Below are 14,792 nucleotides of genomic sequence, written 5' to 3'. Positions count from 1 at the left end.
AAATATATTTTCATCATTTCAACAATGAAAAAATGCTTATCTCTATTTTGAGACAGCCCCTTTTTTATTATTTATGTATTTTATATATGTCATTATAAAAAGAAGTTACTTTACAAATAACCTATAGCTTCCTCTCTAGTTAAAAAAAAGTGAATTCCTGTAGTTGATTCTTTCCATCTATTTTCATTAAAATCTTCAGCTACAATCGTTTCTCCTACTCTATATATAAAATTTTCATCAGCATATGCACGAGCACTTTTAAAAGATTCTTTACCATCTATACTTGTAATTGACAGTACTTTTGCTTTATCACATCTACAAGCATTTGATGTAGCAGATACTCTTTTTGCGTCACTAGGTATTAATAATTGTACCATTCTAAAATTAAAACATTTTTTATAGCCTATAAATGCTCCTGTTTCAGGACAGTACAATTTAAAAAAACGAGTACTTTCATCTGATATTACTCCATCCAAAGTAGCATATTCTAAATTGGAGTTTTCTAAATTAGCACCACTTAAGTCTGAGTTAGATAAATCACAAAATCTAAAATTAGCACCACTTAAGTCTGCTTTTTTTAGTATGGAGTTTTTTAGTGAACAATTTGAAAAATAAGAGTTGTTAAAATTAGAATTTTCTAAATCGGCCTCTTCTAAGTTTAAATCAATAAGGTCAGACCATGAAAAATCAATATTACTTAAACAGTATCCTTTTAAATCCATATTTTCTAACTTTACTTCTCTTAAATCTGCTCTTTCTCCATCATTATTGTTCTTAAGCCATTGGTAATGTTTTTTAAGTATTTTTTTAAGTTCTTGTTTGGAGATATCTCTCATAAAAATCACCTTCATGAATTTATTTTTATACCTTTAGTAGCAAAATAGATATATATTTAATTATATAACAATAAATAAAAAACTTCTAAATAATATATAAAATATCATCTTTAAAATACTTTTTTTCAATATATTAGAATATATTTTTAGACTATTTAGAGATAATTTGCATTTTTAAACATGTCATAATAAGCTTGTATTGTTTTATATTTGAGCTGATAAAAATTTCTTTAAACAAAAATAATATCAGTTATACAATAATAAAAGTTTAGATATAAAAAAATTTGTGTATATACTATATGTAGTATATAATAGATAAAGCACTGACTATATGTAGTGCTTTTGTTTTTTAAAAATACTTATTATATTGATAAGATTATATGTTATTTATAAAATTCAAACTGATAAGGACTAAAAGAAATAATAGGCAAATTAAATGAAATTATAGCACAAGATTATGTTAAAAGGACGGTAAATAATGAATTGGATAGAGCTTAACAATCAAGTGATAATTAAAAATGAACAAGGTAAGTATCAACTGGAAAAGGACAAGGAAGCCTTAAGTAGTTACATAGAAGAGTTTATAAAACCAAAGTTGAGAAGATTTAATGACTTAGAAGAAAGATTAAAGTACTTAATGGATGAAGGTTATTATTCAGAAGAAGTAATAAATAAGTATAGCATGGATTTTATTAAAAAAATGTATAAGTTTATTGAGAAATATCAGTTTGAATTTCAATCATATATGAGTGCAAATAAATTTTATCAAAATTATGCATTAAAAAGTAATGATGGAAAAGAAATATTAGAAACATATAATGAGAAAGTATTAATTGTAGCTTTAACATTAGGAAATGGTGATGAGAGTCTAGCTATGAGTTTGACAGATAAAATAGTAAAACAAGAGTTTCAACCAGCTACACCGACATTTTTAAATGCTGGAAGAAAAAGAGCTGGAGAGATGGTATCATGTTTTTTATTATCTGTAGAAGATAGTACAGAAGGCATATCATATGCTATATCTTCATCAAATCACTTATCAAAGATTGGTGGAGGAGTTGCACTAAATTTATCTAAACTTAGAGCATCAGGTGAATCTATAAAAGATATAGAAGGTGCAGCTGGAGGGGTTGTTGGTGTAGCTAAAATGTTGGAGCAATCCTTTAGTTATTTTAATCAAATGGGAGCTAGACAAGGCTCTGGGGCAGTTTATCTTACTGTATTCCATCCTGACTTTGAATTATTGATGGATACAAAAAAGATAAATGCAGATGAGAAAATAAGACTTGCTACATTATCACTAGGAGCTATAATACCAGATAAATTTATGGAGTTGGCAGAAAAAAATGAAGTAGCATATGCTTTTTATCCTCATACTGTGTACAAGAAATATGGAATTTCTCTTGATGAGATAGAAATGAATGAATGGTATGATAAGTTGGTTAGTGATGATGATATAAGGAAAAAAGAAATAAATCCTAGACAGATGTTGACTAAAATAGCACAGATGCAACAAGAAAGTGGATATCCATATGTAGTATACATAGATACAGCTAATAGAGAACATACGTTAAAAGATGTTGGAATGGTTAAGATGTCTAACTTATGTTGTGAGATATTTCAATATCAGACACCCTCACAAATAGAGGGTTATGGAGGCAAAAATGAATGGGGACAAGATATAAGTTGTAACCTAGGTTCTTTAAATATAGCCAATGTTATGGATAATAAGACTATAGAAAGTACGGTTGAGACAGCAATAAGAGCACTGTCTTTTGTAGCAGATAGTACAGATATAAAGCCAGTACCAACAGTAAGTAACAGTAATAGTAAGTCTCATTCTATAGGATTGGGGGCTATGAATTTACACGGATATTTAGTAAGAGAAAATATTTTGTATACTTCAGAAGATGCTATAGATTTTGCTAATGTATTTTTTGCAATGGTTAGATATTATTCAATTAAAGCATCAATGAAAATAGCTATAGAAAAAAATCAAACCTTTGAAGGATTTGATAAATCAGAATATGCTAAAGGAAGAAAAAGTAAAGTACTATCAAAATATTATAAGAAGTCTTATTTACCTAAGTCAGATAGGGTGAAGTCGTTATTTGAAGGTATACATATACCTACAAAAGAAGATTGGATAAGTTTGTTAGATGAAGTAAAAGACAAAGGTATATATAATGCGTATTTGATGGCAGTAGCACCAACTCAAAGCATTAGTTATGTTCAAAATGCTACATCAAGTATAATGCCAATTACTGAACAAGTGGAAGTAAGAACGTATGGAGATTCTACTACAATATATCCAATGCCATTTTTAACAAATGATAATATGTTGTATTATCAATCAGCATATAGAATGGATATGAGAAAAGTTATAGATTTAGTAGCAACAGTTCAACAACATGTTGACCAAGGTATATCCACGACACTATTTGTTACAGATGAAAAGACAACTAGGGATATAGCTAGACATTACATATATGCATATAAAAAAGGTCTGAAAAGTTTATATTACACAAGAACAAAGATGACAAGAGACACTCACGAGTGTCTAGTATGTTCAGTATAGGGAGAGAAGTATATGACATTTAATTTACATAAAATACATAATGCAGTTAACTGGAATAGAGAAGAAGATGGATTTACACAGGCTTTTTGGGAACAAAATGTAAAACAATTTTGGCTTCCTGAAGAAATATCTGTTTCTAAAGACATCAAGGTATGGAATGAACTAAGTGATAAAGAAAAAGAGTTATATAAAAAAGTATTGGGTGGATTAACATTATTGGATACAAAACAGGGGAATAATGGAATTCCATCTATGATGAGTTTAACAGAAAACTTACAAAGAAAAGCTGTCTTGTCTTTTATGGGGACTATGGAAGAAATACATGCAAAAAGTTATTCTTCTATATTTATGACTCTACTTTCTAACTCAGAAATAGATGAGTTGTTTGAATGGATAGAAACAGAACCAACGTTGCAAAGAAAGGCTGATTTAGTTTTAGCTCAATATGAAAATACTACAAATCAAGAGGGGTTATACTTATCAATGGTTACAAGTGTATTTTTAGAGAGTTTTTTGTTTTATTCAGGATTTTTTTATCCATTGTATCTATCTGGTCAAGGAAAAATGGTAGCTAGTGGAGAAATAATATCGCTTATTCTTAGAGATGAGTCTTTACATGGTAAGTACATAGGATTACTTGCACAAGAAATATACGATTCATTTGATGTAATTGATAAGGAAATATTAGAAGAGAAGATGTATTCTATACTTTATAGTCTTATGGAGAATGAGATAGAGTACACAAATGTTATATACAGAGAAAGTGGGCTTGAAAAAGAGGTCGTAAATTTTTTGAAATACAATGCAAATAGAGCTTTAGAAAATCTAGGATTTGAGAAGTTATATACTGTAGGTGATATAAATTCAATTGTATTAAATGGTCTTAGTACTGAAACTAAAACACATGATTTCTTTTCAACTAAAGGGAATGGATACCAAAAAGGAGTATATGAGGAATTAGAAGATGAAGATTTTATAATATAATTTATAAATTATGACAGACTGTTGTCACTTTTAGAATGATAATATCAATGTATAAAATATATATACGGAGGTATTTTTTATGAAATATGAATGGAGAAAAAGAGATAAAGAGTTGTACTTGCCTAAGAGGAATCCTGTAATAATTGAAGTACCAGAGCAGAAATTTATCATGTTAAAAGGGAATGGAGACCCAAATTCTAAAGCATTTACTGAAGCAATAGGAGTACTTTATTCTTTGGCATATGCAATAAAAACCATGCCTAAAAAGGGAATTGTACCAGAAGGGTATTTTGATTATACTGTTTTTCCTTTAGAAGGTATATGGGATAAGGGAGAAAAAAGCAAATGCTTAGATATGCTTATTAAAGAAGATTTAATTTATACTATAATGATACGTCAACCAGATTTTGTTACACAAGACTTGTTAAATAAAGCTGTTGATATAGTAAAAAAGAAGAAACCACATAATCTTCTTGAAAAAGTTAACTTTGGGTCTATTAATGAAGGTCTGTGTGTTCAAATGCTTCATATAGGCTCATATGATAATGAACCAGAAAGCTTTGATATTATGAATGAATTTTGTAAAAAGAATAAACTTATAAGAAAATCTTATATACATCGTGAAATTTATATAAGTGATGCCAGAAAAGTATCGCCTGAGTCATTGAAGACTGTTTTGCGTTTTGAAGTAGAAAGGGAAGTATAGATATTTTTGATAATTTATTTATAAGAGTTATAAAAAGTGAAGTCTAAATAGACTTCATTTTTTGATGTAGTTTCAAGATTCGAATTGATATCTCATAAGATTTCTAAATTTTTCTAATTTTATTAGTATTATTATCAAATATTAATATTAATTATGTACATATCATTATATAATATTTATAGATTATTACATAGGTAGATTACTAGCAATATGTGTATATTATTATTTAAAATAAATTGAATATACTATTTAACATTTTAATTGAAATAGTAAAAAAATGTAGATAAATATTATTTTATTAAGAAAAAATTAGTATATTGACAAAATTTAAGTGCTCATTTAAACTGGTAATTGATAATAATATTCAATATTAAATATTAAATAATAGGAGGAGTTATGAATAAATATCTTCTAATAAATCCAGTGGCAGAAAGAATGTATGGGGAAAAGTTTCATATTATCAAAGAGAATTTGATAAAAAAAGGGTACATAATGGCTGAATGTGAACCACAATTGGAATTTGTAAAGAGGCAATACAGAGAATATGTAAAACAGACTGAAAATACAATGTTGGATTGTAGATGTCCAGAAAGTATAAATCTTTTAAAAAGAAATAATTTGATAGATAGTTTTGAAGTACCTATGATAGAGCCAATACTAGTAAGGACTTGTAGAGTTTTATACGATAAATATATAAAAAGTAAAGATGATATGTTGATAGCAACCTGTCCATGTACACAATTAAGGGATTTTGCAAGTGAAAAATTCAAGGATAAGAGTAATGCTATATTTTATACATGGAAAGAGTTTGCTGAACAAGAAGGTATAAAATCACTTGGAAAAATAGATGAATCTCCAATTCCATTAGGATATTTCAAAGACACTTTTGAAAAAGTTCTTGAAGTATCTAGTGAAGATGAAATATTAAGTGAGATACAAAAAATAAGAAATGACTCTGAAACTAAGTATGATATAGTAGAAATGTTTTATTGTAAAGATGGATGTAATAATGGAGATGGTTTATAAATGGTCAATAATTTTAATAATAAGTTTTTAAGTCTAGTAAAAAGTGTTTTGATATTTTTCGTAATTATTGTATTATGGAAAATTACAAATTATCTTGGTATTTGGAGTGACTATATATTACCATCGCCTGAAAAGGTGTATAGTATATTTTTAAATATGATAAGTGATGGTTCAATATTTATACAAGCTTTAGCTGCTGGAGAAATAGATTTTTTACATGCATTAGGTGGTACATCAGCCTTGATAGCTGTGTCTAATGGAGTGGAGTTAAAGATATTAAATACTTATAGTAGGTCACCAAAAGGATTTATGATTTTGACGAATAATGATTCAATAAAATCAGCAGCAGATTTAGCAGGTAAGAAAGTAGCAGGACCAAAAGGGACTATATTACATCAGGTACTAATTGCAGCACTTGATAAAGAAGGATTAAGTATGGATGATGTGGAATTTGTTAATATGGGTATTCCAGAGGCATCAGTAGCTCTTTCTGATGGTAGTGTAGATGCTGCATTGATTGCTGGACCAGCAGCTCTTAAAGCTATGAAGTCAGATAGTAAACTTGTAGCAAATGGTGAAGGTTTAGTAGATGGTATAATAGTAACTGCTGTTAGTACAGATTTTGCTGAGAAACATCCAGAAATAGTTGAAAGATTTATGAAGGTTGAAAAAGAAACTTTAGAATATGTAAATAGTAATTTTGATGAGGCTATGGAAAAAGTAGCCAAAGAAGTTGATTTAAGCCTTGAAGAAACTAAGGAGCTATATACTTGGTATGATTTTAGTTTGGATATAACAGATAAAGACATATCTTCTCTTGAAGATACACAAGACTTCTTAATAAAAAATAAGTTACAAGAGAAAAAATTAAACATAAAAGAATTAATATATAATACTAAGTAGAAATTATGCTAAAATAATACTAAGTAAAAAATATGATAAAAGTTTAAGTTACCTTATTAAGGTAACTTTTTCTATTTTAAGTTAGTAATTTGAATCTATTTTACAATGATTAGTTGATAATAAAAGAATACCTTTTAAAGAATTTTATTAAGATTTCTAATAATATAGTTGTGCCTGTTAAGTCAGCAATTGTAAAGTTAGTAATATGATTAACTTACATATTAAGTAAGAAGATTAGGATATATTAAAATCAACTGTTGCATGATAAGTAAAAAGGGATATTAGGAGGGATTATATGAGTTATAAAGTATATATTGTGGAAGATGATATATCAATAAGTACATTACTCAAAGATTATATTGAGAAATATGGATTTGAAGTGATTGTCGAAGAAAACTTTGATAATATAATGATTACATTTGAAAGTTTTAAGCCAGACTTAGTGCTATTAGATGTGAATTTACCTAAATTTGATGGTTTCTACTGGTGTAGATGCATTAGACAAAAGTCGAATTTGCCTATAATTTTTATATCAGCTAGAGATGGTAGTGTAGACCAGATTAGAGCTTTAGAAAGTGGAGCTGATGATTATATAACGAAGCCTTTTTATTATGATGTAGTAATGGCAAAGATAAAGAGTCATATAAGAAGGGTATATGGTGAATATTCACCTAAAATAGATGAAAGAATAGTGGAATTAGATGGATTAAGGTTTTATCCAGAAAGGTTGGAACTAGAACTACATGGTAAGAATCTAATTATAACTAAAAAAGAAGGTATATTGATTGAATGTCTTATCAAAAGATACCCAAAGGTAGTAAGTAGAGATTATCTCTTAGAAAAGATATGGGATGATATTGAATTTGTAGAAGAAAATACTTTAAATGTGAATGTTAGCAGGATAAGAAAAAGATTTGAGGAATTAGGTATAGAGAATGCTGTTCAGACTGTACGGGGGTTAGGGTATAAATTAAATAAAAATTGGTAAGGAGAAAGTATGAAATTTTTTTTAAAAGATTGTAAAGGTTATATTTTTGTATATTATATAGGGATAATTATGACAATTATTTACTGTAATCTTATGAAATTTATTAGTTTTGGAGAAAGTTTATATATTCTTTTATTTAGTTCTTTTATATTGTTATGTTTTTTAATATATAAATACTATAAAAATAGAGAAGTATATAATCTGTTTGAAAAAGGCATACATTCTTTGGAGGAATCATTTTTATATTTAGGAAATTCTTTCTTGGGGAGAAGTATATCAGTTATTTTAAAACAACAACATAAATTGTATCAATCAATGATACAAGAACATAAAAAGATACATAGTGAACATTTAACTTTCATCAACCAGTGGATTCATCAGATGAAAACACCAATATCAGTTATAAGTCTTCAGCTTCAAGAGTATGAGGGAGAAGAAGTGACTGAAAATATAAGAGAAGAGATAGATAGATTAAATAAAGGTCTAGATATGGCCATGCATTTTGCAAGGGCAGATAATTTTCAGAAAGACTTTGTGGTTAAGAAAGCCAAATTGAATGAAATTGTATCTGGTATTGTAAATGAAGAAAAGAGGTTATTTATAAAAAATGGAATGATTCCTAAGATTCAAATAGACAAATTTACTTATGTTTATACAGATATAAAATGGATGAAATTTATAATAAGTCAATTGATTACAAATGGGGTGAAATATTCTAAAGGTTATAGTAACTATCTAACCATAAAATCTGAAGAAAATAATAAATATGTAGTTTTAAGCATAATAGATGAAGGGATTGGGATTGTTTCTAAAGATATAAAAAGAGTATTTGACCCATTTTTTACAGGGGAAAATGGTCGTAAGTTTGGAGAGTCTACAGGTATGGGACTTTATCTAGTAAAAAAAGTATGTGATGATTTAGGTCATAAAGTCAGTATAAAATCAGAAATAGGAAAAGGTACAGAAGTTTCAATAATCTTTAATAAAGACGATGTAAATCATCTGTTACAATAAGTTCTTAATTGATTATACTTTTTTATTAATTTATATATTATTTATTGAATGAGATATTTATAGTTAGATAATCTAATTTTAAGAGAATTTATTTGCAAACCTTACATAGATGTAAGGTTTGTGTAATGTTTGAAGATAGTTAAATTTTCTAATCTAAATTACAATTAATATAAGAAATAACATAAGAGAAATAACATAAAAAAATAAATTTTGTAAAAAAGAAAGGATGTTTATTGATGAGTTTGGATGTTATTTTTATATTGAAATCAATCATAATAGCTATAGTAGAGGGGCTTACGGAATTTATTCCAGTTTCATCTACTGGTCATATGATTTTGGTTGGAAATTTAATAGATTTTAAGGGGCAATTTGCTGAAATGTTTGAGGTTGTAATACAACTTGGAGCTATATTAGCAGTAGTGGTACTTTATTGGAAAAAGATAAAAGATAGTGTTATAGAATTTTTTAAGTTTATATTTACTGGAGGAAAAGAAGGAAAGACTGGTTTTAGATTTGGAATAAATGTAATTATAGGTTGTATACCATTTGCGATTGTAGGAGTTCTATTTTACGATAATATAAAATCATTGTTTAATTTACAATCTGTAATTATAGGATTTATAGTTGGTGGAATTTTATTACTAGTAGTAGAAACTTTGTTTAGAAAAAAGAATCATTCTACAGATAATATAGATAAAATTACTCCAGTACAAGCCTTGAAGGTTGGTACATTACAAGTTTTATCTGCATGGCCAGGTATGTCAAGAAGTGCATCTACTATTATGGGTGGATGGATAGCAGGACTTAATTCTCCTATAGCAGCTGAGTTTTCTTTCTTTTTAGCTGTACCAGCGATGGTTGCTTCTTCAGGAAAGGATTTATTTGAATTTGATTACTCAATAATGACACCAACATTGTGGATTGCTTTAGTAGTTGGATTTATAGTAGCTTTTATTGTATCAATAATAGTTATGGAAAAATTTGTGGAGTTTTTAAAGAAAAAACCAATGAGAGTATTTGCTATATATAGAATAATTATGGGTATAGTACTTGCTGTATTAGCTTTTACTAACATAATTAGTATATAGATTAAAATGTATTTATTATCTACAAAAACTAGCTAACTAATATAAATAATAATTAACAGTTAGATATATATGTTATTTCAAAAATTAGATTAGGAAGGATAGTTAAATAATGAAAATTTTAACTGTAAATAATTTAAGTAAAGTATATGGTAAGAAAATAATTTTTAACGCATTAAATGATATAAATTTTAGTATAGAGGATGGAGAGTTTGTAGGAATTATGGGTCCATCTGGTAGTGGAAAAACTACTCTTTTAAATATGATTTCTACTATTGACAAACCAACTACAGGAACTATGGAACTAAAAGGAAAGAATCCTTTATTGTTAAAAGGTGAAGAACTTGCATTGTTCAGAAGAAGAGAGTTAGGTTTTGTATTTCAGGATTTTAATTTACTGGATACATTAACCATAGGAGAAAATATAGTATTGCCATTGACATTAGATAAGGTCAGTGTAAAAGAGCAAGATGAGAGATTGAATGAAGTATCTAAAATTTTAGGAATAAAAGATTTATTAGAAAAAAGAACTTTTGAAGTTTCAGGTGGTCAAGCTCAGAGGACTGCTATTGCTAGAGCATTAATTAACAAACCATCAATACTTTTAGCAGATGAACCAACAGGTAATTTAGATTCAAAGTCGTCAAAGACTGTAATGGAGCTATTTCAAAAGATAAATAAAGAAAATAAGGTTACTACTATGATGGTAACTCATGACCCATTAGCAGCAAGCTATTGTAGTAGAATTTTATTCATAAAAGATGGAGCTATATATAATGAAATATACAAGGGAAGTAGTAGAGAGCAGTTTTATCAAGAGATAATGGATATACTTACATTATTGGGAGGAGATAATTAATGAATATAAAACAGTTTGCGATTAATAATATTTCAAGGAATATTAAAGCATATTTAGGATATTTAGCAAGTATTATTATATCATCTTCACTACTATTTTCTTTTATCATGTTTACAAGTCATCCAAATTTAGATATATCTCAATTTCCTGATTATTTAAAAGAGGGACTTAAGATGAGCAAAATAATTGCATATTTATTTTTGTTCTTCTTTGTATTTTATTCAGTTAGTGTATTTCTTAAAAGCAGATATAAAGAATTTGTAATACTTTATATTACAGGTATATCAAAACGACAAGTAATGAAGTTAATCTTTATAGAAAATATGATAATAAATATAGTATCTTCTGTAATTGGAATAATAATAGGTTTAATCTTTGCAAAGATATTTTTAGTGATTATGTCTACTTTTTTAGAATTATCACCATTAAAATTCTATATACCATTAAATACAATATTGTCTACTTTAATTTACTTTATGGTTTTAGCTATACTAACATCAATATTTACTTCTTTTATAGTTAAGGAAAATCAGGTGCTGAAGTTACTTAAAGGTACAAAAACTCCAAAACCAGAGCGTAAAACATCACTGATGCTTGCTATATTAAGTATTTGCCTGTTTATAATAGCGTATTATAATGCTGTTACATCAACTGACCAATATACAACATATCTACGCTTAGTTCCAGTTACATCTCTTACTATAGTAGCAACTTATTTATTCTTTTCTCAATTTAGTGTATTTTTTATAAAAAAGTTAAAATTAAATAAGAGATTTTATAGAAAAAATACAAACATGCTTTGGATTTCAAACTTAATTTATAAAGTAAAGGACAATGCTAGAATATTTTTCTTGATAACTATAACTTCTACAGTAGCATTTACTGCTATAGGTACAGTTTATTCTTTTTGGAAAGATGTAAATCGTCAAATTAATTTAATATATCCTAACACAATATATTATTCAACGATGACCTTGCATAATGACCCTAAGAAGCCTGATAGCAAAGAAAAAGACAAGGAAAGAATGAGATTTATAGAAACTAAGCTAAAAAAAGAAAATATAGACTATACAAGAATTAATGGTGAATTTAAAACTGTATTTCCTAAGAAAAGTAATTTTAATGTCAGAATTATGAAAGAATCTAAGTACCTAGAGATAACAGAGGCTATAGGGGTTAAGCCTATAAGTTTTGAAGATAATGAATCTATATCATTATTATCATCAAGTTTACCAGGCAATAAGAAAGTCAAAGAAAATGTTATTGTAGGAAATAGGAGTCTAAAGGTGGCAAAACAAGTAGAAGAATGTGTTATGCCAGCATATTATAAAAATATGTATGTGGTAAAAGATAATTTTTATGATAGTATAGAATCAAAATTTATAGTGGATAGATTTACTGCATTTGAAGTAGAGGATTCAAGTAAAACTATAGAGATATGTAGACAATTTGAGAATAAATTTAATAATGAGTCTGGGATGCAGCCATATTTGTTTTTCTCTAAAGACTTAATGATAGAAACTGGGAAATTAATGTATTCTACATTTATATTTTTAGCAATATTTATAGGTTTAATTTTCTTTGTTACTACAAGTAGCTTCTTATATAATAAGTTTTATATGGATTGTCAAGTTGATAAGAAAAAGTATGAGCAGTTAAATAAATTGGGGATGACATATAATGAGATTAAAAAGGCTTCAACGATTGAGATTGGAATAGTATTTTTGTTACCTTATGTAGTGGCTGTTATACATTCTATATTTGCACTTACTGCACTGAAGAATTCTTTTGATATAGAAGTGGCATCATCAGCTGTTTTGGTAATGGGAAGCTTGTTCTTGGTTCAAATAGTTTATTTTTTAATTGTAAGAAATAATTATTTAAAAGAGATAAAATTAAATTTAGTTAATTATTAGGAAATATTATTGACTAATAAAAAATATTTAAAATTAATCGATATTACTGGAATTATAAATATTTATTTTTTCAGTAATATTTTTTATTGTATTAATTATTAAGATTTTATATTAATATGTCATAATAAGTATCTAAATAGTAAAAAAATTCTATTTATATAAAATATAAAAAGGTTATGAGTATATATTTGTAGAAATAAATAAGATATTAATTAATATTATTAGGAGGTGTTATTCATTAGTAAAGTAGCTAATACAATAAGAATGATGATATTAATTCAAAGTAGAGGAAAAATGAAGTGTAAAGAGCTAGCAGAAGAGTTGGAAGTAAGTGAAAGGCAAATAAAAAGTTATAAGATGCATCTAGAGCAAGCTGGTATATTTATAAATTCAACACCTGGGATTTATGGTGGTTACGAAATCGATAAATGTAATAGTATCTCATTAATTAAATTATTAGATAGTGAAGTTTCAATTTTAGATATGATAAATTCACAGCTAGAGTACAATAATGATATTTACAAAAATGAATTTAATAGTATTGTAGAAAAAATAAAAGCAGTATTAAATACAGGAGAAAAAAGCGATACATATATGGATTATTTCACAGTGCAAGCACAACGTAGTTGTGATTATGCGTCTGAAAAAAATAAGTGTAATGAAATAACTAGAGCATATACAACAAAGCGTAAACTTTGGATAGAATATTATTCATTGAATTCAGGCAATAGTGAAAGAATTGTTCATCCATATGGTTTGTTTAATTATAAGTCAGATACTTATATGGTGGCTTTTTGTGAAAAAAGATTTAAGTTTATAGATTTTAAATTATGTAGAATTAAAAATTATAAGGTTTTAGAAGAAAAGTACAATGTAGATAAAAGTTTTAATTGGGATGAATACAGTAAAAATAGTATAGGAATTTATAAGGGAGAAGAGTTTAATGTTGTTATAAAAATTAGACATCCATTTTCAATAATTATAAAGGAGAAAGTTTGGGTTAATAATCAACAAATTATAGAGTATGATGATAAGTCTATACTTTTTAAAGCTAAAATGAGAGGTTATGAGGAGATAAAAAGTTGGATTTTAAGTATGGGAGCTTATGTTGAGGTTGTAGAACCAAATAGACTTAGAAACGATATATTGTCAGAGATTGAAAAAATGAAAAAAATTTACTAATTTTTTCAAATAATTTATACTTGGACCAATATACTTCACGGTCTAGTGTTAATATATTAATTGAGAGAGGTGATATTATGAAAATGAAAATTGAATTTAGCACAGATTGTATACCAATATCTTATAATTCACTCTTTATGAGTATTATAAAAGAAGCAATAAGAAAATCTAATGAAGATTACTATAAAAACATGTACTATTATAATGAAAAACATAATAAAAAAACTAAAAATTTCACATTTTCAGTTTATATAAAAAAATATAGTATTGAAGGTGACAATTTTATTATCAAAGATAAAGTAATACTAAATATAAGTACTCCAGATTTAGAATTAGGTTTTCATATATATAATGGATTAATGACTTCTAAAAAATGTTTATATAAAGACTATGAACTTACAAGGATTAGAATAGATTTATTAAGAGAAAAGAAGATAACAGAAGAGATGGTACTATTCAATGCGTTATCTCCAATCTGTATAAAGTCTAAAGAAGGAAAATTCTTAGATATAAGTGATGATAGATATATAGAAGAGTTAAACTATATAACTAATGAAGTTGTCAAAAACTATAGGGGAAATGGTCTAAAAAGAAAATTAGAGTTTGAAAATATAGCTCTTAAGAAAGTAGTAGTTAAAGAGAGCTTAAGAGAGTTTAAAAAAATAACAGGTAAAGAATATCAATATATTAATGGCTACAAAGGCAGATTTATATT

The 14,792-nt window shown here is 26.9% G+C and carries 13 protein-coding genes; 12 read left to right on the top strand and 1 reads right to left on the bottom strand.

Annotated features, from left to right (window positions below):
- Positions 1-110 precede the first annotated feature (110 nt).
- Complete coding sequence (locus KGF39_RS17425; protein WP_227823254.1) at positions 111-836, bottom strand: pentapeptide repeat-containing protein; 726 nt, start codon at positions 834-836, stop codon at positions 111-113.
- Positions 837-1,314: 478 nt separating this feature from the next.
- On the opposite strand from KGF39_RS17425, the gene nrdE reads away from it, so the two are divergent.
- From nrdE to KGF39_RS17365, 12 genes are all read left to right on the top strand, one after another.
- A complete protein-coding gene (nrdE, locus tag KGF39_RS17420) occupies positions 1,315-3,414 on the top strand; it encodes a class 1b ribonucleoside-diphosphate reductase subunit alpha (protein WP_227823253.1) in 2,100 nt (699 codons plus the stop codon).
- Between the two features lie 12 nt (positions 3,415-3,426).
- Complete coding sequence (nrdF, locus tag KGF39_RS17415; protein ID WP_054274906.1) at positions 3,427-4,398, top strand: class 1b ribonucleoside-diphosphate reductase subunit beta; 972 nt, start codon at positions 3,427-3,429, stop codon at positions 4,396-4,398.
- Between the two features lie 79 nt (positions 4,399-4,477).
- Positions 4,478-5,104, top strand: a complete 627-nt coding sequence (locus KGF39_RS17410) for a GyrI-like domain-containing protein (RefSeq protein WP_227823252.1) — start codon at positions 4,478-4,480, stop codon at positions 5,102-5,104.
- Positions 5,105-5,500: 396 nt separating this feature from the next.
- The gene (locus KGF39_RS17405; protein WP_227823251.1) at positions 5,501-6,130 is read left to right on the top strand and encodes a hypothetical protein; all 630 of its coding nucleotides are present in this window, start codon (positions 5,501-5,503) and stop codon (positions 6,128-6,130) included.
- Complete coding sequence (locus KGF39_RS17400; protein WP_227823250.1) at positions 6,131-7,033, top strand: ABC transporter substrate-binding protein; 903 nt, start codon at positions 6,131-6,133, stop codon at positions 7,031-7,033.
- A 295-nt stretch (positions 7,034-7,328) separates the two neighbouring features.
- A complete protein-coding gene (locus KGF39_RS17395) occupies positions 7,329-8,021 on the top strand; it encodes a response regulator transcription factor (RefSeq protein WP_227823249.1) in 693 nt (230 codons plus the stop codon).
- 9 nt (positions 8,022-8,030) lie between these two features.
- Entirely contained in the window at positions 8,031-9,035 is a 1,005-nt protein-coding gene (locus tag KGF39_RS17390; RefSeq protein ID WP_054274899.1) for a HAMP domain-containing histidine kinase, read from the top strand.
- 236 nt (positions 9,036-9,271) lie between these two features.
- Positions 9,272-10,123 (top strand): undecaprenyl-diphosphate phosphatase, encoded by an 852-nt coding sequence (locus tag KGF39_RS17385; protein WP_054274898.1) that lies wholly within the window; start codon positions 9,272-9,274, stop codon positions 10,121-10,123.
- Between the two features lie 109 nt (positions 10,124-10,232).
- The gene (locus KGF39_RS17380) at positions 10,233-10,979 is read left to right on the top strand and encodes an ABC transporter ATP-binding protein (protein WP_054274897.1); all 747 of its coding nucleotides are present in this window, start codon (positions 10,233-10,235) and stop codon (positions 10,977-10,979) included.
- Positions 10,979-12,895 (top strand): ABC transporter permease, encoded by a 1,917-nt coding sequence (locus KGF39_RS17375; protein ID WP_227823248.1) that lies wholly within the window; start codon positions 10,979-10,981, stop codon positions 12,893-12,895. Before KGF39_RS17380 ends, KGF39_RS17375 begins: the two co-directional genes overlap by 1 nt.
- Before the next feature lie 264 nt (positions 12,896-13,159).
- A complete protein-coding gene (locus KGF39_RS17370; protein WP_227823247.1) occupies positions 13,160-14,077 on the top strand; it encodes a transcriptional regulator in 918 nt (305 codons plus the stop codon).
- A 77-nt stretch (positions 14,078-14,154) separates the two neighbouring features.
- On the top strand, positions 14,155-14,792 hold a 638-nt coding region (locus KGF39_RS17365), incomplete at its 3' end, for a CRISPR-associated endoribonuclease Cas6 (RefSeq protein WP_227823246.1).

The sequence above is a fragment of the Clostridioides sp. ZZV14-6345 genome (assembly GCF_020657775.1).
Classification (GTDB): domain Bacteria; phylum Bacillota; class Clostridia; order Peptostreptococcales; family Peptostreptococcaceae; genus Clostridioides; species Clostridioides difficile_D.
This window is presented reverse-complemented; position numbering and strand designations above follow the sequence as displayed.

Coding starts and splice junctions, on each gene's coding strand:
- KGF39_RS17380 (WP_054274897.1), top strand. CDS start 10,233: ATGAAAATTTTAACTGTAAATAATTTAAGTAAAGTATATGGTAAGAAA.
- nrdE (WP_227823253.1), top strand. CDS start 1,315: ATGAATTGGATAGAGCTTAACAATCAAGTGATAATTAAAAATGAACAA.
- KGF39_RS17410 (WP_227823252.1), top strand. CDS start 4,478: ATGAAATATGAATGGAGAAAAAGAGATAAAGAGTTGTACTTGCCTAAG.
- KGF39_RS17395 (WP_227823249.1), top strand. CDS start 7,329: ATGAGTTATAAAGTATATATTGTGGAAGATGATATATCAATAAGTACA.
- KGF39_RS17370 (WP_227823247.1), top strand. CDS start 13,160: ATGATGATATTAATTCAAAGTAGAGGAAAAATGAAGTGTAAAGAGCTA.
- nrdF (WP_054274906.1), top strand. CDS start 3,427: ATGACATTTAATTTACATAAAATACATAATGCAGTTAACTGGAATAGA.
- KGF39_RS17385 (WP_054274898.1), top strand. CDS start 9,272: ATGAGTTTGGATGTTATTTTTATATTGAAATCAATCATAATAGCTATA.
- KGF39_RS17405 (WP_227823251.1), top strand. CDS start 5,501: ATGAATAAATATCTTCTAATAAATCCAGTGGCAGAAAGAATGTATGGG.
- KGF39_RS17425 (WP_227823254.1), bottom strand. CDS start 836: ATGAGAGATATCTCCAAACAAGAACTTAAAAAAATACTTAAAAAACAT.
- KGF39_RS17390 (WP_054274899.1), top strand. CDS start 8,031: ATGAAATTTTTTTTAAAAGATTGTAAAGGTTATATTTTTGTATATTAT.
- KGF39_RS17400 (WP_227823250.1), top strand. CDS start 6,131: ATGGTCAATAATTTTAATAATAAGTTTTTAAGTCTAGTAAAAAGTGTT.
- KGF39_RS17375 (WP_227823248.1), top strand. CDS start 10,979: ATGAATATAAAACAGTTTGCGATTAATAATATTTCAAGGAATATTAAA.